Source organism: Fictibacillus norfolkensis, from assembly GCF_014836645.1.
GTDB lineage: Bacteria > Bacillota > Bacilli > Bacillales > Fictibacillaceae > Fictibacillus > Fictibacillus norfolkensis.
In genome coordinates this window covers 36901-57029 of record NZ_JACSQM010000012.1, presented here as the reverse complement: position 1 = coordinate 57029, position 20129 = coordinate 36901, and the positions used below count along the sequence as shown (strand labels likewise).

Below are 20129 nucleotides of genomic sequence, written 5' to 3'. Positions count from 1 at the left end.
ATGTAAAGGCGATTATAGGAACAGCACAATCGCGCTGTTCCAGTATAAAATCTATACGTTCACTAAGATCATAGCAACAAACATAATGGTCATATAATTCAATGAATATACGAACATCATACGAGCCCACTTCATGTCATCCTTTGTCTTTAGCCCTGATAAAGCTAGAATCAGCCAACCTGTTCCTAACACAGCAGCCAAGATCAAGTAGACGATACCAAATTCGAACAGGTAAAGAGACACAGGAAGTAATGCGGCAACGTACCAGATCATCTGACGTTTCGTTAATGCGAAACCGGATACAACAGGAAGCATTGGAATTCCAGCTTTTCTATAATCTTCACATCGTTTCATCGCAAGCGCCAAAAAGTGTGGAGGTTGCCATAAAAACATGATTAGGAATAAGATCCAAGCAACCCAATGAAGGTTTGCATCGACAGCTGCCCAACCGATTAAAGGTGGCACAGCCCCAGATATGCCTCCGACTACAGTATTTATAGAATGAGTCCTTTTGAGCCACATCGTGTAAACGACAACATATACAAAAAGTCCAATCAATCCCATTACTGCTGCAGTTAAGGTTGTCATGGCAAGCATAACTGTTCCGATTGCGGAAAGAATAATACCTACCCAGAGGACTTGATTCGCGCTGATCCTCCCCGTAACTGTCGGCCGTTCAATCGTACGTTCCATCAGCTGGTCTATATCTCTATCAATATAGTTATTCAGGCAGCAGCCCCCTGCAATAACTAATGCAGCACCTAAAATACAAAGAACTAAATCACCAATCTTGTCAGAAAATAAAAGATTGTTATATTTTAAAGCTAGAAAGAATCCAGCAAATGTCGTAATCAAGTTACTCATAACGATCCCGAGCTTCGCGATGGTCAAAAAATCTTTCCAGGTGCCTGTAGGATTCGCTTCAGATAGAGGTCCAGGTTCCATTACTTTATTAGCGACTTCATATGCAGTTGGAGTTTTGCTCAACAGATACACCTCCTTTTAGAGTAAAATGTTCCAATTCTTGCTTTTGCTGTTATTTAAGCCCTCATTCATTCTATATGGGCTTGACTCTAAAATCAACGGTAAAAAAATGTCTTCATCTGTTCACAATATGTAAAGTAGAACGTTTTACCTATATGATAGGATAGTGATATATAAAGAAAATGTCCTCTAACATTATAAAACAAATCAAGTACTTTGTATACTTCGACTAATATAGACACTATCTTATATTATCTGTACGATGTGGGTGTCTGTATTACTTGTTGAAAATATTACAAATTTGTGAACGGTTATTGGACTAAAAAGCAGGTGATTGAATTGAAAAGATTTTATCAGATTTATTCTATTATTACTTCGTTAGGTATGTTGCTCGTATTGCTTATGGGAGCTGTAGTAACAAAAACAGGCTCAGGTGACGGATGCGGTAACTCATGGCCTCTCTGTTATGGAGAAATCTTGCCTACTGCACCGAAACTAGAAACGATCATTGAAGTGAGTCACCGTTTTGTATCAGCGTGGCTCGGCCTTCTCGTTATCATACTCGCGATATGGGCTTGGAGACGAGATCCACATAGAAAAGAGATAAAGATTTTGGCTGGATCAGCTGTATTCTTTATTATCCTTCAAGGTCTTCTAGGAGCCGCTGCCGTTATTTGGAGTCAATCTTCGGCTGTTCTTGCCTCCCATTTCGGCTTTTCGCTCGTTTCGTTCGCAAGTGTTCTTTTGATAGCGATTCTTTCTTTTGAAGATCCTAACCGTCCTTTTATTGCGAAAGTGTCTCCCGCATTTAAAAAGAACATCTATTGGTTATTCGCTTATCTGTATGCTGTTGTATACACGGGTGCACTCGTAAGACATACTGGCTCAAGCATGGGGTGTGGTCCTGAGTTCCCTCTTTGCAATGGAACCATATTCGCAACAATCGGATCTCAAGCAAGCATTCATCTCTTGCATCGTATCGCTGCTATCGTCCTGTTTATTTGGATCGTATATGCTTGGTATCACGCTAGAAAATACTATAGCGATCAAAAAGCAGTAACAAAAGGATTTCAGTTCGCTCTATTATTTGTGATTCTTCAAGGTGTATCAGGAGCACTGATCGTTTATTCCAACTTAAACTTATTCGTGGCCCTTGGTCATGGATTGATCATTTCCTTCTTGTTCGGAACGCTGAGTTACTTAGCGTTAATCGTATATCGAAAATAAATAAAACCAAGGTGCTACTTTTGCACCTTGGTTTTATTATTTTGCTTTCCTCTAAATGATTGTTGCTTTTGACTACCTGTCACCTGACAATTGATTGGAGTGGAAGGTGCGAGACTCCTACGGGACAGGCGGGCAGGTGAGACACTTAAGAGTGAAACGTACGAATGTGGCTCACCGCCTGCCCCGTGGAAAGCGAGCATCCTGTAACGGAAATCAATACTTCCAAGAGCAAAAAGTTTACGAAAACAGTCTTTTATTTTTACTTAATCAACTCTATTAAAAGATCGCCAGCAGCGATCCCTTCCCCGTTTTGAACGGAAATTTCTTTAACGGTTCCATCGAATGGAGCTTGAACGGTAGTTTCCATCTTCATGGCCTCAGTAATCATCAGATGATCACCTTTTTTAACCTTTTCTCCTTTTTCAACTAAAACCTTGATCACCGTTCCTGGCATACTCGCACCAATTTGAGCAGGGTTCGAAGGATCTACTTTTTGTTTTGCTGATACGGTTACTTTTGCACTCTCATCAATTACTACGATTTCACGCGATTGACCATTAAGTTCAAAGTAAAGAACTCGTGACCCATCATTCTGTGCTTCACCGATTGAAACGAGCTTCACGATTAAAGTCTTACCTTGTTCGATCTCGACTTCAATCTCTTCACCAAGTTTCATTCCATAGAAGAAAGTAGGGGTATCAAGAACAGATATATCACCAAATTGTGAATACATCTTCTCCCGATCCAAAAATACTTTTGGATATAACGCATACGCCAAAACATCAAAACTTGTAACTTGGCGATTAATCTTATGGAATAACGTTTCTTTGATGTCATTAAAGTCAGCCGCTTCTAAAAGCTCTCCAGGCCTCACTGACAGAGGTTCTCTGCCTTTTAATACGATGCGCTGCAGCTCCCTAGGAAAACCTTCATACGGCTGCCCTAGGTACCCTTGAAAGAATTCTACAACTGAGTCTGGGAAATCTAAGGATTCTCCTCGATCATATACATCATCTTCTGTTAAATTGTTCTGAACCATATAGAGAGCCATATCACCTACAACTTTTGATGATGGAGTAACTTTAACCACATCGCCAAACATATCATTCACTCTACGATACATCTGTTTCACTTCATCCCAGCGGTCTCCAAGACCAACTGCTTTTGCTTGCTGCTGAAGATTACTAAACTGCCCGCCTGGCATCTCATGCTCATATACTTCTGGGTCTGGTGCAGCAGAATTACTTTCAAAACCTGAGTAGTATTTTCTGATATCTTCCCAATAAGAAGATAAGTCTTTCACATGATCAATGTTCAAATCTGGTTGTCTTTCATTCCCTGCTAATGCGTAATATAGTGAATTTGCACTCGGCTGAGATGTCTGGCCGGCCATTGAACTTACAGCAACATCTACGATATCAACACCTGCTTCAGCCGCTTTAGCGTAAGTATAGATACCGTTTCCGCTCGTATCATGCGTATGAAGATGGATCGGAATACTAACCGCTTCTTTTAGCGCTGATACAAGGTCAAAGGCAGCTTGAGGTTTTAAAAGCCCAGCCATATCTTTAATAGCTAGAATATGTGCCCCTTCTGCTTCAAGCTCTTTTGCGAGATTCACATAATATTTCAAATCATATTTCGTGCGGTTCGGATCTAAAATATCTCCTGTATAGCAGATTGCAGCTTCCGCGATCTTTCCTGTCTCTCGAACAGCCCTGATTGCAACTTTCATGCCTTCTACCCAGTTTAAGCTATCAAAGATTCGGAATACATCGATCCCTGCCATTGCTGATTTTTTAACAAACTCCTCAACAACATTATCTGGATAGTTTTTGTATCCTACCGCATTAGAAGCTCTAAGCAGCATTTGGAACAAGACGTTCGGAGCTTTTTCTCTCAGTTTAATTAACCGATCCCATGGATCTTCATTTAAGAAACGATAAGAAACATCAAATGTTGCTCCACCCCACATCTCGAGTGAGAACATCTCTGGCCATAATCTTGCAGTCGGTTCAGCGATGTGCAGAAGGTCATTCGTACGAACGCGAGTTGCCAACAAGGATTGGTGACCGTCACGGAACGTAGTATCCGTAAGTAATAGTTTCTTTTGATCCTTTATCCAGCGAGCCACTGCCTCTGGTCCTTCAGCGTCTAACAATTGCTTCGTTCCATTAGGAATCGATTCTGTTTGCTTTATTTTTGGAATACGAGGTTTAGCAAAATTAGGTTTCTCCTGCATGGCAAGTCCCGGGAAACCATTGATGGTAGTCGCACCAATATAGGAAAGCATCTTCGTTCCTCTATCTTTACGCTTTGGAAAGACGAAGAGTTCACTGCTCGTATCAATAAAAGAAGTATCATAATCACCTGACAAAAACTTTTGATGTGTGACTACATTCTCAAGGAAAGCAATGTTTGTTTTGATACCACGGATACGAAACTCTTTTAAGTTTCTTAACATTTTAGAAGCGGCTTGCTCATACGATAATGCCCACGTAGATACTTTCACGAGTAAAGAATCATAATAAGGCGTGATAATAGCGCCTTGGAATCCATTTCCAGCATCTAATCGAACACCAAATCCTCCACCAGAACGATAAGCCATGATCTTACCCGTATCAGGCATGAACTGATTAGAAGGATCTTCTGTTGTTACACGTGATTGGATCGCATAGCCATGACAATAAATATCTTCTTGCTTTGGAATTCCAATCTCTTTTCCATGCAACGGGTATCCTTCTGCGATAAGGATTTGCGATTGGACAATATCGATTCCAGTGACCATCTCAGTAATTGTATGTTCTACCTGAACGCGCGGATTTACTTCTATGAAATAAAATTTGCCGTCTGGTGTTACTAGATACTCAACGGTACCTGCATTGATATACCCTACATGCTCCATCAACGATACAGCTGATTTACAGATATCATGACGAAGCTCTTCAGATAGCGAGACGCTTGGTGCAACTTCAACTACCTTCTGGTGCCTTCTTTGTACAGAACAGTCACGCTCATATAAATGCACTAAGTTTCCTTCATGATCTCCAAGGATCTGTACTTCAATATGTTTTGGGTTCTCTACAAATTTTTCCACATATACTTCATCTTTACCGAACGCGGCTTTAGCCTCAGATTTAGCACGATCGTAACTTTCTGCAAGGGAGTTTTCACTTCTGACGATACGCATTCCGCGTCCACCGCCGCCCATAGATGCCTTGATGATGATTGGAAAACCATTACTTTCAGCAAAGTCTCTCACTTCTGAAAGACTGTTAACAGGTCCATCACTACCTGGAATTACTGGAATGTTAGCATCAATAGCTGCTTGTCTAGCTTTAACCTTATCCCCGAATACATCAAGATGACTTTCGTTCGGTCCTATAAAAATGATGCCTTCTTCACTACAGCGTTCTGCAAATTCCTTGTTCTCTGATAAAAAACCATATCCAGGATGAACCGCGTCGATACCATTTGTTTTTGCAATCTCGATAATACCTTCAATATCCAAATATGCATCGATCGGTTTCTTTCCTTCGCCTACTAGATAGGCTTCATCCGCTTTATAACGATGATAAGATCCCGTATCTTCTTTCGAATAAATAGCTACTGTTCGTATATCTAGTTCGGTACAAGCTCTGAAAATCCGAATTGCAATTTCCCCACGGTTTGCTACTAAGACTTTGCTGATTTTTCTACTCATACAAGTTCCTCTCCTTTTACCGTTACATGATAGCTTTTATCTTTCTGTTTACTTCGGGCTTTCTATCAGGCACTTTCTTGTTCAAATTTACTTTTGCAGAAATATTTATGAGAATCCCCATCGATGTTAGAAACAACAGAAGGGATGAGCCCCCGTACGAAATAAATGGCAGCGGAACACCAGTAATAGGTAATAACCCAACTGCCGCCCCTAGATTGACCACTGTTTGTATACCTATCATTCCAGCGATACCAAAAGCTAATAAACTTGAATATGTATCATTACTCTGCATGCCAATATAAAATCCTTTTAAAACGATATACCCTAACAAAGCGATGATTGCAAATACTCCGATAAAACCAATCTCTTCTGCGATGATGGCAATGATAAAATCAGTATGCGGTTCTGGGAGGAATCCATATTTCTGAATACTTTCACCTAGACCTGATCCTGTCATTCCACCCGCAGCGATTGAGATATATCCATTCACGAGCTGATATCCGTCGCCAGCAGGATCTTTAAATGGCGCAAAAGCCGCATCAAAACGGGAAAGCTGCTCTGGTGTTAAACGAAGGAATATCCCTAATCCTACGATACCCGCTAAAGCCGCCATTGAAAAAATATGTTTGAACTTTATTCCGGAGCAAAACAGAATGACTCCAGCAACACCGGCAACGATAATGCCTGTCCCTAAGTCTGGCTGCCTTAAAATCAATAGAAACATGATGGCAAAAATCGTTAGTGGCGGGATGACTCCTTTTTTGAAATCTTGCATCTTTCCTTGTTTCTTTGAATAGATCGCAGCCAAATAGATAGCTAGGGTCAGCTTGATAAATTCAGCAGGCTGAATACCGATCGGACCTATGTATAACCAGCTTTTTGCGTTGTTTACTTCTCGTCCGAACAATAAAACAAATATCAATATTAGAATTGAGAAGACGACGATAGGCATCATTAGCTTCTTATAGATTTGAACATTGAACCTCATGGTAAAATACATGAGTCCAAGCCCAACTAGCAGAAAGACAAGTTGTCTTGTAAAGAAAAAGCTGCTGCTATAATCGTATTTATTGATCGTTACCCCTATACTCGCGCTGTAGATCATGACTAATCCAGCACTGCACAATAATAGTACGGCTACTATCAACGAATAGTCATAGGGTCTTACTGCTTTTTTCACGTTGTTCACCTTTCTCCTCTCTTGTGAAGTCTCGAAACTGCATCATTATAATTATTAGATATTGTAACACATAAACCTTTTTTATTTATGATACAACACTACAGCTTCAGCTTCTTATACTATTTCGAAGGATCTGTCAGCTTTTTGATGAACATCCTCTCATAATTGATAATGTCTCTCCGGAAATGCGGAACTTGTACAAGAGATCAACATTCCCAAGAACATGCAAACAAATGTATGTATATAAAAAAATCCAGTCCAATTTACTTTCTCGGACTGGGTGTCGATCATTTTTTCATTGACGCATCGTGCAAAGCAGTTAACTGCTTTTCAAGTGATTCTAATAACTTCTTACCTGTTTCTTCTTCGACCAGGTTTAAACGGACTGCAAAATCTATTTCACGGGATAAACCAAACATTTGCGTATCCAATACTTCCTCATAGAGGGGACATTGTGGCATTGTTAAGTTTTCCATTTGAACTTCAATTAGTTTCAGGATTTTGTCTGCATCTGCTTTTAATAGTTCAAATGCCCTTTCCCGATGTCCAGTTGCCATCTCAGCTGACAATGATCATCCCTCCGTTCGACACGATTTCTACCTTTAAATATAAAGGTTTGCATAAAAAAAATCAACATATTACAGTATTCTTATAATCGTGCTATGCTTTTCATAGCGTTTTCAAATTCAAGGAGGTTTATATGGAATTCATCGTTGCATTAAACGGAAAAGTAAACTATCCCCTTACATTAGATCCAGGTGTATGGATTTTTGATGATAGAAAAGAGGATTTACACACATTGTTCGATTTAGATATATCAAAGGAAAACGAGCAAGAAAAATACTTAAGAGAAGTATCTGCACACTGGGACCGCGAATTACAGGAAGGCGCTGTTCCCCCTTCTGAACAAAAAAAGCAAAGCTCAAAGAGCACTTTGAAAGAAACACTGTTAACAAGTTCATTCGCTATTTCTTTATCTTATTTTATCTATAATGCACAACCGTACCCTGACGCAAAAAAAGTTAGGATAGAGTCAGGAGACGGCAGCGTTGAAATCACACTTGAGGAAGCTCAAAACGGCTATTTCGCCTTTTCTAATAATGGAAAACCGCTCAAAGATGACGGCCCTGTTCATTTTTATTTTGGTGATGGACGCAACAAAGAAAATCCGATCAAACACATTACAGCCGTTACTATTCTTTAATTCAAAATGCAGACAGCTCATATATGGGCTGTCTTTTTTTACTTGTCATTCACATTATCTATAATAAGTCAGCAGCGATCTGAGCTAGAGAAGAACGTTCACCTTTTTCTAAACGAACATGACCACTCAGCGCTTGATCTTTAAACTTCTCTACTACATACGTTAATCCATTCGTAAACTCATCAAGATAAGGGTGATCGATCTGTTGAGGATCTCCTAAAAGAACGATCTTACTGCCTTCTCCTACCCGAGTTAAGATGGTCTTCACTTCATGCTTCGTTAAATTCTGTGCTTCATCAATAATAATAAATTGGTCTGGCAAACTTCTTCCACGGATATAAGTCAGGGCTTCAACATGAATAGAACCAATTCCAGCTAGAATCTTTTCAAGTTCTCCAGATTTTTTTGTATTAAATAAATATTCTAAGTTGTCATAGACCGGCTGCATCCACGGTTTTAATTTTTCTTCCTTTTCTCCAGGCAAGTACCCAATATCTTTCCCCACCGGAACGATTGGACGAGCGATAAAAAGTTTTATATAATCCTTTAAATCTTCTGTTTGAAGCAGTGCTGCCGCGAGTGTAATCAGTGTTTTTCCTGTTCCTGCTTTACCGATCAGCGTCACGAGAGGTAAATCTTTTCTAAGAAGTAACTCGAAGGCCATCTTTTGCTGAACATTTCTTGCCCGAATTCCCCATATTTGTTCTGAATCATATCGAAGCGGCTTTAACGTCTTACCGTGTTCATCGACTTTTCCAAGAGCAGAAACCGATGATCTGAACACATCTTTTAAGATTACAAATTGATGAGGATGGAAAGAGTGACCTGTCAGCTCGATCAGTTGAAGTTCATTTTTTTCGTAAAATTTATTTAATAGATCACCTTGTACATATATTTCTTTGTAACCTGTGTACGTTTGATCATTCTTGTCTATAACTCGATCGCTCAGAAAATCTTCAGCTTCAATTCCAAGTGCGTCTGCTTTTACACGAACGAGCACATCTTTTGAGACAAGTATAACTTTGACGCCGCTTTTCTTTTCTTCTTCTTCTTGTTTAAGGTTTAATGTTACAGCGAGTATTCGATTATCGTTCGTTTGTTCAACAAAGGTTTCCTGAAGCCTTTTGAAGGATTTATGATTGAGTTCTACACGAAGGGTACCCCCATTTTCAAGCGGAACTCCTTTATGAAGCTGTCCTTTTTGTCTGACTCTATCGATCAGACGAGAAACCTCACGTGCATTTCTTCCAATTTCGTCCATATAACGTTTTTTTGAATCCACTTCTTCTAACACGACTGCAGGAATGATTACTTCACTATCTCCAAAAGATTGTATGGAATACGGATCCTGCAACAGTACGTTCGTATCTAGGACGTATCGTTTATTCAACATTCAGCCTCCTGACTTAATGTGTTCTAGAGATCGTTATTTAAGCATGTTTATGGACTGCCTATTAAAAATGTATGTACAAAGGAATAAAGTTAGAAGAATGTACAAAAAATAACGAAAATGAACTGGAAGGATGAATGTCATTGAAAATATTTCGAATCGTAGCCGTTCTTAGTGCAATATTTGTACTTTTTGGCTGCATGAACAATAATAAAGATAATGCTCAAAATGACCAGAACACTCCAAGGCTTACAAAAGTGAACCAAACGGCAAACAGCAAAAAGCCTCACCAACCAAAAGGCTCTCAGGAGATATCGAGGCACCTGGTAGGATTAGCTACTGGAATTCCTGGTGTAGAGGATGCTACAGCTGTTGTATTAGGTCCTTATGCCGTAGTAGGGATTGATGTAGATCGAAAGCTTGATAATTCTAAAGTTGGATCGATTAAGTATTCAGTTGCTGAATCATTGAAAAATGATCCTAACGGAAAGAATGCTCTCGTTACAGCTGATCCTGATACAGTAGAAAGACTTCGTCAGATGGGTAAGCAAATCCGTCAAGGTCATCCAATCGGCGGAATTATGAAAGAGCTAGCAGGTATTGTTGGAAGATTAATGCCACAAGTACCTCATAGCATACAAACGAAAAAGCCGTCTCCAACGGAAACAAACGATAGCCAATTATCTAAAAGAGAACAACAAGAGCTTAAAAACCAACAACAAAAACAAGAAAAATCAGATAAAAATCAGCCTCAAAGATTGAATGAAACGTGATTTTTGAGAAATGAAAAAGACTTATGACGCTTTAGCTCATGAGTCTTTTTTATACGTTAACACAGGGGTTTTGTCGAAAATCGGATAAAAAATTTTATACTCGTAATTAATCTGAATTACCTCGTAATTATGGCAGCTTTCTTCGGATAAAATACAAATTACCTCGTTTAAAACGATGTGTGTTCGCTTCCGAAAGACACTCTGTTAATTTTGTTCACCTGAGGATTACGTATACTGCATTTTCATAAAAACTATCTGTTTCAATACTCTCTTCTCGCATACGAAGCATCGATCATTTAATTTTCCAATTTCTTTATGGTATACTGTTTGAAAGAGGTGAAATACAATGCGTGTAAAATGCGTATTATGCGATACGATCGAAGTTATTGAAAATGAATGCACCCTTGCAAAAAAACTAAGAAACCGTCCTATACACACGTTTATGTGCGAATCTTGCAGAGAACGCATAACGCGAAAAACCGCGGAGCGTGAAGCTACCGGTAATTTCACATTGTATCGAAGCCCGGATACAAACAATGATTGGTAATAACATAAGGATTATTTCATGGATTTTATTTGGGACCATCGCCGGCATTCTGCTGGCTTGTTTTTTTTACATTCCAGAAGTACTTTTTGGAATAAATCTTTACACATTTCTATTAAATATTGATTTCCTGCCTCTTCCCGATTATGTTCTCTATAATAAGCCTTTTCAGTTTGTCCTTCATATCATCATCGCGATCATCCTTATCGCTTTTGCAGATGTTTTTTGCAAAGTCTATAACCATCCTTATCAGATCTCTTTAGTCATCAACGCAATTATGTCTTTCACATTCTTCCCTCTTTACCGCTTAGCTGTTGAAAAACCTTTTTCAGCCCCACTTACGCTACCTTTTATCATTTGGCTGCTCGGCCATCTAATCTTCGCGATTATCATTGCTTTTTTCGTTACAGAATTAAACAAAAAAAGGAGTACTGATTAATCAGTACTCCTCGTTAAATCTTGGTTCACTTTGAATCCCTTCGTATAAAGCATCGATGCTGTCGATAAAAAACTTTTCAGAGTTTTCTTTCCCGTTCACCTCATACATTACGATGTAAAACGGACCTGAAGTCGTTACAGCAGAAATATTCACATGATGATCTTCTGTAAGAATCTCAGTGAAAAATTCAAAAGTCTCCTTAGCTGCTAGATCATGGGGTCTTTCTTCATGTACTTTCTTAATGCTCAACCAATTTGATAGAGCGTCAACAAGCTGCATAACGAACCCCCTATCAGCTTTTTTCTTTCTTGCTCTGATGAAGCCGGACTTTATAGATGATTAAAATAAGTGCCGCTACCATCAATCCTTCAGCAACCGGCAAACCAATACCGAAAAATGCTAGTGGCAAACATCCGATAATCAAAAACAAATAGATCACTACCGCTTTTAACGGCGGTAGTTTCTTAGCAAATCCTAACTTAAAAACAATGATGCTTAACGCTGTTATGATGAGATATAACAGCAGAAAAGCTCTGACAGGGTCGTTCTCAATCCCTAGCAGCAATGCCATGGAGGACGAATCTTCCCCTGTCGCTTTCATGATTTCTTGTTCCTCCACGATTCCCACTCCCGATCGTTTTGTTAAGAAATATGTTTAGCCTTGAGCAAGTTTCTTTTTCTTTTCTACTCTTTCACGCTCGTTCTTATCAAGTACTTTTTTACGAAGACGGATGCTTTCAGGTGTTACTTCGCAATACTCGTCATCGTTCAAATATTCTAATGCTTCTTCTAGTGACATGATACGAGGCTTCTTCATGCTTACTGTTTGGTCTTTGTTCGCAGAACGCATGTTAGTCATCTGCTTTACTTTTACGATGTTAACTGTAATGTCATTCTCACGAGTGTGTTCTCCAACGATCATACCCGTGTATACTTCTGTTCCTGGCTCAATAAAGATCGTACCACGGTCTTCAACCCCCATGATTCCGTATTGAGAAGCTTTCCCGTTTTCCATTGAAACGAGTACACCTTGGCGACGTCCACCAACGTTTCCAGCAACCATTGGCTGATAGCTGTCGAACGTATGGTTTAAGATGCCGTAACCGCGTGTTTGTGTTAAGAACTCAGTAGTGTAACCGATCAAACCACGAGCAGGTACCATGAATTCAAGACGCACTTGACCAGAACCATTGTTCACCATGTTCTTCATTTCACCTTTACGGTCTCCTAAAGATTCCATGATTGCACCTGTGTACTCTTCAGGTATGTCAATTTGAACATGTTCAACTGGCTCACATTTTACGCCATCGATTTCACGTACGATTACTTCAGGTTTTGATACTTGAAGTTCGAATCCTTCACGGCGAAGATTTTCAATTAAGATTGAAAGGTGAAGTTCACCACGACCAGAAACTGTCCAAACATCCGGAGAATCCGTGTTTTCAACACGAAGACTTACGTCTGTTTCAAGCTCAGACATCAAGCGCTCTTCAATTTTTCGGCTTGTTACATATTTACCTTCACGACCAGCGAACGGTGAGTTGTTAACTAAGAAAGTCATCTTCAATGTTGGCTCATCGATACGAAGAACAGGAAGCGCTTCTTCTTGACCTTCAGGACATACTGTTTCCCCAACGTTGATCTCTTCCATTCCAGAAACGGCAATTAAGTCTCCCGCTTTTGCTTCGTTAATCTCGATACGCTTTAATCCTAAGAAACCAAATAGCTTTGTTACACGGAACTTTTTAACTGATCCATCAAGCTTCATTAATGAAACGGCTTGACCTACTTTGATCGTTCCACGGAATACACGACCAATACCGATACGGCCAAGGTAGTCGTTGTAATCAAGCATCGTAACTTGGAACTGAAGTGGTTCAGCACTGTTATCTTCTGGTGCAGGAATTGTGTCAATAATCGTATCAAGAAGAGCTGTCATATCTTCATCTTGCTTGCTTGGGTCCATTGAAGCAGTCCCTTTAAGTGCAGATGCATAAACAACAGGGAATTCTAATTGATCTTCTTCAGCACCTAGTTCAATGAATAGATCGATTACTTCGTCTACTACTTCTTCTGGGCGTGCAAAGTCACGGTCAATTTTGTTTACAACTACGATTGGCGTTAGCTTTTGCTCTAGCGCTTTTTTCAAAACAAAACGCGTTTGAGGCATACATCCTTCATATGCATCTACAACAAGTAGAACACCATCAACCATTTTCATGATACGTTCTACTTCACCACCGAAATCGGCATGTCCAGGCGTGTCCATGATGTTAATGCGTTTCTCGTTATAGTTAATCGCTGTATTTTTAGCTAGAATTGTAATTCCACGCTCACGTTCTAGAGCATTGGAATCCATAGCACGTTCATTAACTTGTTCATTGTCACGGAAAGTTCCTGACTGATGTAGCAATTTGTCCACCAATGTCGTTTTACCATGGTCAACGTGGGCAATAATTGCTATATTGCGTAAATCATCTCTTCTATTCAAATGTATTCTCTCCTTATATCCTATCTCTTTTTCTTATCATTTTTTGTTCAACTCGACTATTATATCACAAATTTACAGAAAGGCTTTTTCTTTTTATGTAAATTCGGTACACTTAATACAATATAGACAAGTTTTTGGCTTTGGAGGTCATCATGAATATTATTTTCTTTTTTATAGCTCTATTGACGGCATTTGCAATTTGCGGCATCGGAATAGCTATTGGTGAAAAAAGCTGGTTGGTCTTTCTTATATCGATCGTTTCTGTATTTTTACTTATGGGATATGGTTTTACTCTTAAAAAGAAGCAAAGAGAACGTTCATAATCGAACGCTCTCTTTTTTTAAGACTCGTTTTATATTAAGTGATCTAATATTTCTTTATGCAATCCGGGCTTTGCCGCCAGAATACTGTTCTGTTCGAGAAGTTGAACAGGTTCACCGTCCGTTCGGCTCACAATTCCACCAACCTCATTCAAAAGGATTAAACCCGCCGCAAAGTCCCACGGTGATAGTCGGAGTGTCATATATGCATCAAGTCTACCGGATGCAACATAAGCAAGTTCGATCGCTGCAGATCCGTATGAGCGAGTCCCTCTAGATTTTCTGATGATCTGTTGTACATGTTCATGATTGATGCGTCTGTTCGGACTAACCCAAGTTGCATTAACACCAACAACAGATTCTGATAAAGTTACTTCTTCTAACTTCGGTAATTTCTTACCATTTAAATAAGCACCTTCACCCTCTTTAGCAAAATATAGGTTACTTCCTTCCACATCGTAAATGAGTCCTAATTTCCCTATACCATCTTCATATATTCCTATAGAGATCGCAAAATTAGCTTGTTGATGAATAAAGTTTGTCGTTCCATCGATCGGATCGATTATCCAAATAACACCTTTGGAGTTCCCTTTAATTTCATCTCCATATCCTTCTTCCCCAAGTACTCTATGTTCCGGGAAGGTTTGTTGAATCTTAGTGATAAAAAATTTCTCAATACTCTTATCCATATCTGTTACGAGATCAGCGATATGTGATTTATATGTAATCGTTAATGTGTTCTGAAAAGAATCTTTTAAGAGCTGTGCGGCTTCAAGTGTCCATGTCTTCAAGTGTTTCTCTAACGTTATCATTTCTTCATTCGTCATGTTTTCACTCCTTACCTTTCTTATAGTATAAGTCAATTTCATTCTCTTCACAAAAAAACGAACCATCCGTACATGATGGATTCGTTTTTGTTATCCGCTATCAGCTTGGATCATGCTTCTAATCTCACGAGCTCCAGCCTTAATCGTTCGAGCTTACGTTTTGATTCGTTGATCTGTTTTTGATCTTTCGCTTTTAAAGCATCAAACAAAGTAGCTAGTTCATAATCAATCTCAAGTTTTAATACAGGAATTCTTCTTTCTGCATCCGTTCTTTTCAAAGTGTTCATTACTTGTTTCATTTCACCGGCACATCCTTTCTTTTCTCGTTATCTTCTTTTCTCCATTTTATGAAGCAGCCATGTATATGGAAACGGCACTTTGCGGAATCTAATGCAAACATTTTTTTATAAAGCTTTTCATATGTTAAAATTCTTTGTAGCACTTGACGACCAGGAGGATTTTCAAATGACATTTAACGGATTCAATGATTCAGACTTTAAGGTTTTCCAAACGCAAGGACTTGATGAGCGTATGGAAGAAATCATCAACCAGATTCGGCCAAAACTAGAGGCCTTAGGGAATAAATATGCAGAAGAACTTACTGCTCTTACTGGAGAAGAGATGTTCTTTCACGTTGCTAAACATGCTAGAAGAACGGTAAATCCTCCAAAGGATACATGGGTAGCCTTCGCACCTAACAAAAGAGGCTATAAAATGCTGCCGCATTTTCAGATAGGACTTTGGGAAACACATGTATTTCTGTGGTTCGCGCTCATTTACGAAGCACCAATCAAGGATGCATTCGGACAAATAATCCGAAAGAACTTAAACAAGATTAAGAAGAATATACCTAACGATTTTGTATGGTCTGATGATCACATGAAACCTGATAGCTTTCCTCATCGTAAGGTAAAAAAGGATCGTCTTGAAGAAATGGCAACCCGTCTTAGCACTGTAAAAAAAGCAGAACTACTTTGTGGCGTTCGTATTGATAGAGATGAGGCTGCAGCCATGACTGAGAATGATTGGTACGAACGAATTGATGAAACGTTTAAAACGCTGCTACCTCTATATGAGCTTAAGAAGAAGCTGTAGATAAAAAAATAGTGGCAGGAAGCAGAATTTCCGCTGCTTCTTACCACTAGTATATTGCCGTACAACAGAAATGTATGGGTAAGTATCCTCATTGTTAGAAAAGTGTTAGATAAGGTTGTTTAATTTTTGTTTAATGGTTTCAGCTTCAGCATTCATCCTGTTGAACAACTCTTCTACTGAAGGTACATCGTTGATCCTTCCAATAATTTGTCCAGCCCAACCATACCCTTCTTCATTCTTTCCTTCATAGATTAATTTCTTATTCGCTTCACCACTAATGTAATCTTTTAAGTGTTGGTAGGTACCACCTTTATTTTCTTCTTCTAAAATTTCAAGTGTGAAATCTGTCCGTAGCGTTCTGCCGGGTGCTCCTAGTGTTCTCTTGATAACCACTGTATCTAATTCTGAGCTTTCAACAACAAGCTGTTTATATAAGGGATGCGCGTGAACACATTCTTCTGTCGCTATAAACCTTGTACCCATCTCAACTCCTTCTGCTCCCAAAGCAAGCGCAGCCATCAGTCCTTTGCCATCACCTATACCTCCTGAGGCGATCACTGGAATTGAAACGTTCTCAACAACTCTAGGAACTAAGACAAATGTTCCCGTGTCATCCTTCCCGATATGGCCGCCGCCTTCTTGACCTACTGCCATCACAGCATCAGCTCCTAATTGTTCTGCTTTCACAGCTTGTCTGACGCTTGATACAAGTACTAATGTTTTAATACCTGTATCTCTTAAACGATCTAATACAGGCGCAGGATTCCCTCCAGTTACACTTATTACTTCAACCCCTTCTTCGATTGCCGCCTCAAGCATCTCTTCATACGGTCTTCCATGTTGTCCGATCGCAAAGTTAACTCCGAAAGGATTTGATGTTAATTTTTTTGTTCTTTGAATTTCAGTTGTCAACGCTTTTGAATCTGGTAATGACATAGCTGTAATTTGACCTAGACCACCCGCGTTTGAAACAGCTGAAGCAAGTTCAGAATACGCCAAGTATGCGAGCCCCCCTTGAATAATCGGAAATTTAATATGTAAAAGTTCAGTAAGTCTAGTGTTCATTTATTTCCTCCTTGAAAATTAAATCATTTACTTACATCTTCATGCATTTTCTGTTATACTTCTTTTGTTTTATAGAAAGATGAAATTCATTATAAGTTAACGATAGATGAGGTGTAGATTACATTGTCTCAACACGAAACTCCTTTATTTACTGGTTTGCGTGAACATGCAAACAAGAACCCATTGCAGTTTCACATTCCTGGTCACAAAAAGGGACAAGGAATGGATGAAGAATTTAAAGATTTTATCGGACCGAACGCATTATCAATTGACCTTATTAACATTACACCACTAGATGACCTGCATCATCCAAAAGGAATGATTAAAAAAGCACAGGCACTTGCTGCACAAGCATTTGGTGCGGATCACACTTTCTTTTCTGTACAAGGTACAAGCGGTGCCATCATGACGATGATCATGTCTGTTGTGTCACCAGGAGATAAGATTCTTGTACCGCGAAACGTTCATAAATCGATTATGACAGCTATCGTATTCTCAGGTGCAACGCCGATCTTTATCCACCCTGAGATCGATCCTGAACTAGGGATCTCACACGGAATAACGCCAGACAGTGTGGAAAAGGCTTTAAATCAGCATCCTGACACAAAAGCTGTGCTTGTTATCAACCCAACTTATTTTGGTTTCGCTGCTGACTTAAAAGGAATCGTCGATATTGCTCATCGATTTGACGTACCTGTCCTTGTAGATGAGGCACATGGTGTTTTGATCCACTTTCATGATCACATGCCACTATCTGCAATGCAAGCTGGAGCAGACATGGCAGCAACGAGCGTTCATAAACTTGGCGGGTCTTTGACGGGAAGCTCTATATTAAACGTAAGAGAAGGTCTTGTTTCACCAGAACGCGTGCAAACCATTCTAAGTATGATGACTACGACATCTACATCCTATATCCTTCTTGCCTCTTTGGATGCAGCTCGTCGCCGACTTGCTACTGAAGGATATACACTTATTGAAAAAACAATTCGACTTGCTAATGAAACGAGAGCAAAGATTAATGATATCCCAAACCTATACTGTGTAGGTGAAGAAAAGCTTGGCACATCTGCTACTTTTGATTATGATCCATCAAAGCTTTTAATATCAGTAAAAGACTTAGGCATTACAGGATATGACGCGGAAACTTGGCTTCGTCAAAACTTTAATATTGAAGTGGAATTATCTGACCTGTACAACATCCTATGTTTGATTACAACGGCCGATCATGAAAAAGATACCATGGTCCTCGTTCAAGCGTTATCTCAACTTTCTGATGAATTAAGCCATTCAAAGAATGAAGAGATAAAATCGATACCTGTACATGTTCCAGATATACCTGTGCTCGCACTATCGCCTCGTGATGCATTTTACGCAAATACAGAGAGTGTACCTTTCGAAGAATCTGCCGGTAGGATTATTGCAGAGTTCGTGATGGTCTATCCGCCAGGAATTCCGATCTTCATCCCTGGTGAAATCATCACGAAGGAAAATTTGGATTATATTAAAGAAAACCTTGAAGCCGGTCTACCCGTTCAAGGCCCAGAAAATGCAGATTTAAAGTATCTGAAGGTTATTCAAGAACAAGTTGCTATTCGATAATTAACCACAAAAAAGAAGACCCATGGGGTCTTCTTTTTTTCTTACTTATCTAAGTTCGTTTGCTCATGACAATGCGGGCATGTGTTTGAATATAAAGTGGTCACTTTTTCCTCTTCAAAATGTTCAATTGTTGTTTCACACGTTTGGCAAATGATTACTCCCATCCGTCCCATCTCCCTTCACATTTTGAAAGCGCTTACGTTTATATCTTTATAATATTATGTCACATTTGATTTGTCAACACATTTAGTATAACACATTAAAATTAATATGTTATTTAATCATATTGTTCTATCGTTTGAATGTTCGGTACAGCTTCTTCAAAGAAAAGCGCCAGATCCTCAGCTTCTTTAAGTGTTTTAATGTGAAAGGCTTGCTTGATATATTCAAGATTCCCTATATCATTTGAATCTAATAATGCTGACCTTCCTGTTTGCATGCATACTACTAATGGTTTACCAAAAAACATATTCGTATAAACAATACCAAAATCATACCTAACCGTATCTGTAGTAAAACCTACAAACCGGACATTCACGGACTCACTCTCGTCATACAATTTTTCAAACCATTCCATATTACCCCTCCTCGTATGATTACCTCGTTCATCGATCGGGTCGTTCATTACTGGAATTAAATGAGTTATACTAATAAGAAAGTCATTGAATGTAAGAGTAATTCCCTCATCTAAGATTTTTTAAACTCGATTTGTCAAAATCTTCTTACAATATGATATACTATTAGTATGTTTCTATGACGATAAAAATTACAAATTGGAGTGGATCAGATGTCTCAAAGCGCCTATGTCAAGCTTGTTCCCGCATCTTTAAAACAAGTGATCACTATAGAGGAACTCAAAGACCTTCTGCTTTATTACCGTTCTATCACGACTAAAACAGGCGAACAATTATCATGGGGCTATGCAGACGCAGCTTTTCCTTACACGATTGAAGAAAAGAAAGAAGCTAAAGGAAAATGGTTTTACTTAAAAGGATTAGATCAAAGAAAAAATAAATATATTTTAGTTGGTATCGGAACAGATAATAACAATGATCCTAACCTTGAACAATGTTACATACAATTTACTTTAACTGACATCTCCACTCATGGCGATAAGGGGAAAGCCAATGAGTTTTGTAAGTTTATCGCTTCAAAACTTAAGGGTCAACTTCATCTATTTAACGGAAGAGTGATGTATTATTATCCTAAAAAGTAAAGAGGATCAAGGTTTTTTCTATAAGAAGTCCAATCATATGATTGGACTTCTTATTTTATTTTTACTACAATG

The 20129-nt window shown here is 39.0% G+C and carries 22 protein-coding genes; 9 read left to right on the top strand and 13 right to left on the bottom strand.

The window, feature by feature from the left end; genetic code table 11:
• Window positions 1-51: 51 nt before the first annotated feature.
• On the bottom strand, window positions 52-945 hold the full coding sequence (gene cyoE / locus H9648_RS18685; RefSeq protein WP_191755292.1) for a heme o synthase: 894 nt from the start codon (window positions 943-945) through the stop codon (window positions 52-54).
• 378 nt (window positions 946-1323) lie between these two features.
• On the opposite strand from cyoE, the gene H9648_RS18680 reads away from it, so the two are divergent.
• The gene (locus H9648_RS18680) at window positions 1324-2211 is read left to right on the top strand and encodes a COX15/CtaA family protein (RefSeq protein WP_225218993.1); all 888 of its coding nucleotides are present in this window, start codon (window positions 1324-1326) and stop codon (window positions 2209-2211) included.
• A gap of 259 nt (window positions 2212-2470) precedes the next feature.
• On the opposite strand, the gene pyc is transcribed toward H9648_RS18680, so the two are convergent.
• From pyc to H9648_RS18665, 3 genes are all read right to left on the bottom strand, one after another.
• Complete coding sequence (pyc, locus tag H9648_RS18675) at window positions 2471-5914, bottom strand: pyruvate carboxylase (RefSeq protein WP_191755276.1); 3444 nt, start codon at window positions 5912-5914, stop codon at window positions 2471-2473.
• Between the two features lie 22 nt (window positions 5915-5936).
• Window positions 5937-7103, bottom strand: a complete 1167-nt coding sequence (gene ftsW, locus H9648_RS18670) for a putative lipid II flippase FtsW (protein WP_191755275.1) — start codon at window positions 7101-7103, stop codon at window positions 5937-5939.
• Between the two features lie 278 nt (window positions 7104-7381).
• On the bottom strand, window positions 7382-7651 hold the full coding sequence (locus H9648_RS18665) for an Fpa/YlaN family protein (RefSeq protein WP_370630111.1): 270 nt from the start codon (window positions 7649-7651) through the stop codon (window positions 7382-7384).
• Between the two features lie 143 nt (window positions 7652-7794).
• On the opposite strand from H9648_RS18665, the gene H9648_RS18660 reads away from it, so the two are divergent.
• Window positions 7795-8298, top strand: a complete 504-nt coding sequence (locus H9648_RS18660; RefSeq protein ID WP_191755274.1) for a peptidyl-prolyl cis-trans isomerase — start codon at window positions 7795-7797, stop codon at window positions 8296-8298.
• Window positions 8299-8356: 58 nt separating this feature from the next.
• Here the strand turns inward: H9648_RS18660 and H9648_RS18655 are convergent, their stop codons facing one another.
• On the bottom strand, window positions 8357-9691 hold the full coding sequence (locus H9648_RS18655) for a PhoH family protein (protein ID WP_191755273.1): 1335 nt from the start codon (window positions 9689-9691) through the stop codon (window positions 8357-8359).
• Between the two features lie 134 nt (window positions 9692-9825).
• Between H9648_RS18655 and H9648_RS18650 the strand changes: the two genes are divergently transcribed.
• From H9648_RS18650 to H9648_RS18640, 3 genes are all read left to right on the top strand, one after another.
• Entirely contained in the window at window positions 9826-10461 is a 636-nt protein-coding gene (locus H9648_RS18650; protein WP_191755272.1) for a YhcN/YlaJ family sporulation lipoprotein, read from the top strand.
• A gap of 346 nt (window positions 10462-10807) precedes the next feature.
• Window positions 10808-11008 carry a YlaI family protein gene (locus H9648_RS18645; protein ID WP_191755271.1) on the top strand — a complete coding sequence of 67 codons (201 nt, stop codon included), beginning with the start codon at window positions 10808-10810 and terminating at the stop codon, window positions 11006-11008.
• On the top strand, window positions 10998-11444 hold the full coding sequence (locus H9648_RS18640; protein WP_191755270.1) for a hypothetical protein: 447 nt from the start codon (window positions 10998-11000) through the stop codon (window positions 11442-11444). The genes H9648_RS18645 and H9648_RS18640 overlap by 11 nt, the downstream gene beginning before the upstream one ends.
• Here H9648_RS18640 and H9648_RS18635 read toward each other — a convergent pair whose 3' ends face one another.
• From H9648_RS18635 to typA, 3 genes are all read right to left on the bottom strand, one after another.
• Window positions 11445-11723: a hypothetical protein gene (locus tag H9648_RS18635; protein ID WP_191755269.1), complete on the bottom strand. Its 279-nt coding sequence runs from the start codon at window positions 11721-11723 to the stop codon at window positions 11445-11447.
• 13 nt (window positions 11724-11736) lie between these two features.
• The gene (locus tag H9648_RS18630) at window positions 11737-12015 is read right to left on the bottom strand and encodes a YlaH-like family protein (protein ID WP_225218999.1); all 279 of its coding nucleotides are present in this window, start codon (window positions 12013-12015) and stop codon (window positions 11737-11739) included.
• An 84-nt stretch (window positions 12016-12099) separates the two neighbouring features.
• Window positions 12100-13935, bottom strand: a complete 1836-nt coding sequence (gene typA, locus H9648_RS18625) for a translational GTPase TypA (protein ID WP_191755268.1) — start codon at window positions 13933-13935, stop codon at window positions 12100-12102.
• A 152-nt stretch (window positions 13936-14087) separates the two neighbouring features.
• Between typA and H9648_RS18620 the strand changes: the two genes are divergently transcribed.
• Complete coding sequence (locus H9648_RS18620) at window positions 14088-14258, top strand: DUF5325 family protein (RefSeq protein WP_225218991.1); 171 nt, start codon at window positions 14088-14090, stop codon at window positions 14256-14258.
• Between the two features lie 29 nt (window positions 14259-14287).
• Here the strand turns inward: H9648_RS18620 and H9648_RS18615 are convergent, their stop codons facing one another.
• Both H9648_RS18615 and H9648_RS18610 read right to left on the bottom strand, forming a co-directional pair.
• Window positions 14288-15082 carry an inositol monophosphatase family protein gene (locus H9648_RS18615; protein ID WP_191755267.1) on the bottom strand — a complete coding sequence of 265 codons (795 nt, stop codon included), beginning with the start codon at window positions 15080-15082 and terminating at the stop codon, window positions 14288-14290.
• 110 nt (window positions 15083-15192) lie between these two features.
• The gene (locus tag H9648_RS18610) at window positions 15193-15381 is read right to left on the bottom strand and encodes a hypothetical protein (RefSeq protein WP_066393326.1); all 189 of its coding nucleotides are present in this window, start codon (window positions 15379-15381) and stop codon (window positions 15193-15195) included.
• Between the two features lie 166 nt (window positions 15382-15547).
• Here H9648_RS18610 and H9648_RS18605 point away from each other — a divergent pair, with 166 nt between their 5' ends.
• Complete coding sequence (locus H9648_RS18605) at window positions 15548-16177, top strand: YktB family protein (protein ID WP_191755266.1); 630 nt, start codon at window positions 15548-15550, stop codon at window positions 16175-16177.
• 105 nt (window positions 16178-16282) lie between these two features.
• Here the strand turns inward: H9648_RS18605 and H9648_RS18600 are convergent, their stop codons facing one another.
• Window positions 16283-17242 carry an NAD(P)H-dependent flavin oxidoreductase gene (locus H9648_RS18600; protein ID WP_191755265.1) on the bottom strand — a complete coding sequence of 320 codons (960 nt, stop codon included), beginning with the start codon at window positions 17240-17242 and terminating at the stop codon, window positions 16283-16285.
• Between the two features lie 123 nt (window positions 17243-17365).
• Between H9648_RS18600 and H9648_RS18595 the strand changes: the two genes are divergently transcribed.
• A complete protein-coding gene (locus tag H9648_RS18595; RefSeq protein ID WP_191755264.1) occupies window positions 17366-18841 on the top strand; it encodes an aminotransferase class I/II-fold pyridoxal phosphate-dependent enzyme in 1476 nt (491 codons plus the stop codon).
• 41 nt (window positions 18842-18882) lie between these two features.
• Here H9648_RS18595 and H9648_RS18590 read toward each other — a convergent pair whose 3' ends face one another.
• Together H9648_RS18590 and H9648_RS18585 are read right to left on the bottom strand one after the other, a co-directional pair.
• Window positions 18883-19005, bottom strand: coding sequence for a GapA-binding peptide SR1P (locus tag H9648_RS18590; RefSeq protein ID WP_082861350.1), 123 nt, complete (start codon window positions 19003-19005; stop codon window positions 18883-18885).
• A gap of 113 nt (window positions 19006-19118) precedes the next feature.
• Window positions 19119-19418, bottom strand: a complete 300-nt coding sequence (locus H9648_RS18585; protein ID WP_137789786.1) for a DUF3055 domain-containing protein — start codon at window positions 19416-19418, stop codon at window positions 19119-19121.
• 210 nt (window positions 19419-19628) lie between these two features.
• Between H9648_RS18585 and H9648_RS18580 the strand changes: the two genes are divergently transcribed.
• Window positions 19629-20057, top strand: coding sequence for a DUF1885 family protein (locus H9648_RS18580; protein ID WP_191755263.1), 429 nt, complete (start codon window positions 19629-19631; stop codon window positions 20055-20057).
• The last annotated feature ends 72 nt before the right edge of the window (window positions 20058-20129 follow it).

Excerpts from the sequence above, each read along its gene's own strand:
- pyc (WP_191755276.1), bottom strand. The coding sequence starts at position 5,914 with ATGAGTAGAAAAATCAGCAAAGTCTTAGTAGCAAACCGTGGGGAAATT.
- H9648_RS18615 (WP_191755267.1), bottom strand. The coding sequence starts at position 15,082 with ATGACGAATGAAGAAATGATAACGTTAGAGAAACACTTGAAGACATGG.
- H9648_RS18635 (WP_191755269.1), bottom strand. The coding sequence starts at position 11,723 with ATGCAGCTTGTTGACGCTCTATCAAATTGGTTGAGCATTAAGAAAGTA.
- H9648_RS18650 (WP_191755272.1), top strand. The coding sequence starts at position 9,826 with ATGTCATTGAAAATATTTCGAATCGTAGCCGTTCTTAGTGCAATATTT.
- H9648_RS18655 (WP_191755273.1), bottom strand. The coding sequence starts at position 9,691 with ATGTTGAATAAACGATACGTCCTAGATACGAACGTACTGTTGCAGGAT.
- H9648_RS18610 (WP_066393326.1), bottom strand. The coding sequence starts at position 15,381 with ATGAAACAAGTAATGAACACTTTGAAAAGAACGGATGCAGAAAGAAGA.
- H9648_RS18590 (WP_082861350.1), bottom strand. The coding sequence starts at position 19,005 with ATGGGAGTAATCATTTGCCAAACGTGTGAAACAACAATTGAACATTTT.
- H9648_RS18620 (WP_225218991.1), top strand. The coding sequence starts at position 14,088 with ATGAATATTATTTTCTTTTTTATAGCTCTATTGACGGCATTTGCAATT.
- cyoE (WP_191755292.1), bottom strand. The coding sequence starts at position 945 with ATGGAACCTGGACCTCTATCTGAAGCGAATCCTACAGGCACCTGGAAA.
- H9648_RS18645 (WP_191755271.1), top strand. The coding sequence starts at position 10,808 with ATGCGTGTAAAATGCGTATTATGCGATACGATCGAAGTTATTGAAAAT.
- H9648_RS18580 (WP_191755263.1), top strand. The coding sequence starts at position 19,629 with ATGTCTCAAAGCGCCTATGTCAAGCTTGTTCCCGCATCTTTAAAACAA.
- H9648_RS18660 (WP_191755274.1), top strand. The coding sequence starts at position 7,795 with ATGGAATTCATCGTTGCATTAAACGGAAAAGTAAACTATCCCCTTACA.
- H9648_RS18630 (WP_225218999.1), bottom strand. The coding sequence starts at position 12,015 with ATGGCATTGCTGCTAGGGATTGAGAACGACCCTGTCAGAGCTTTTCTG.
- H9648_RS18640 (WP_191755270.1), top strand. The coding sequence starts at position 10,998 with ATGATTGGTAATAACATAAGGATTATTTCATGGATTTTATTTGGGACC.
- H9648_RS18605 (WP_191755266.1), top strand. The coding sequence starts at position 15,548 with ATGACATTTAACGGATTCAATGATTCAGACTTTAAGGTTTTCCAAACG.
- H9648_RS18600 (WP_191755265.1), bottom strand. The coding sequence starts at position 17,242 with ATGAACACTAGACTTACTGAACTTTTACATATTAAATTTCCGATTATT.
- H9648_RS18665 (WP_370630111.1), bottom strand. The coding sequence starts at position 7,651 with ATGGCAACTGGACATCGGGAAAGGGCATTTGAACTATTAAAAGCAGAT.
- H9648_RS18585 (WP_137789786.1), bottom strand. The coding sequence starts at position 19,418 with ATGGAATGGTTTGAAAAATTGTATGACGAGAGTGAGTCCGTGAATGTC.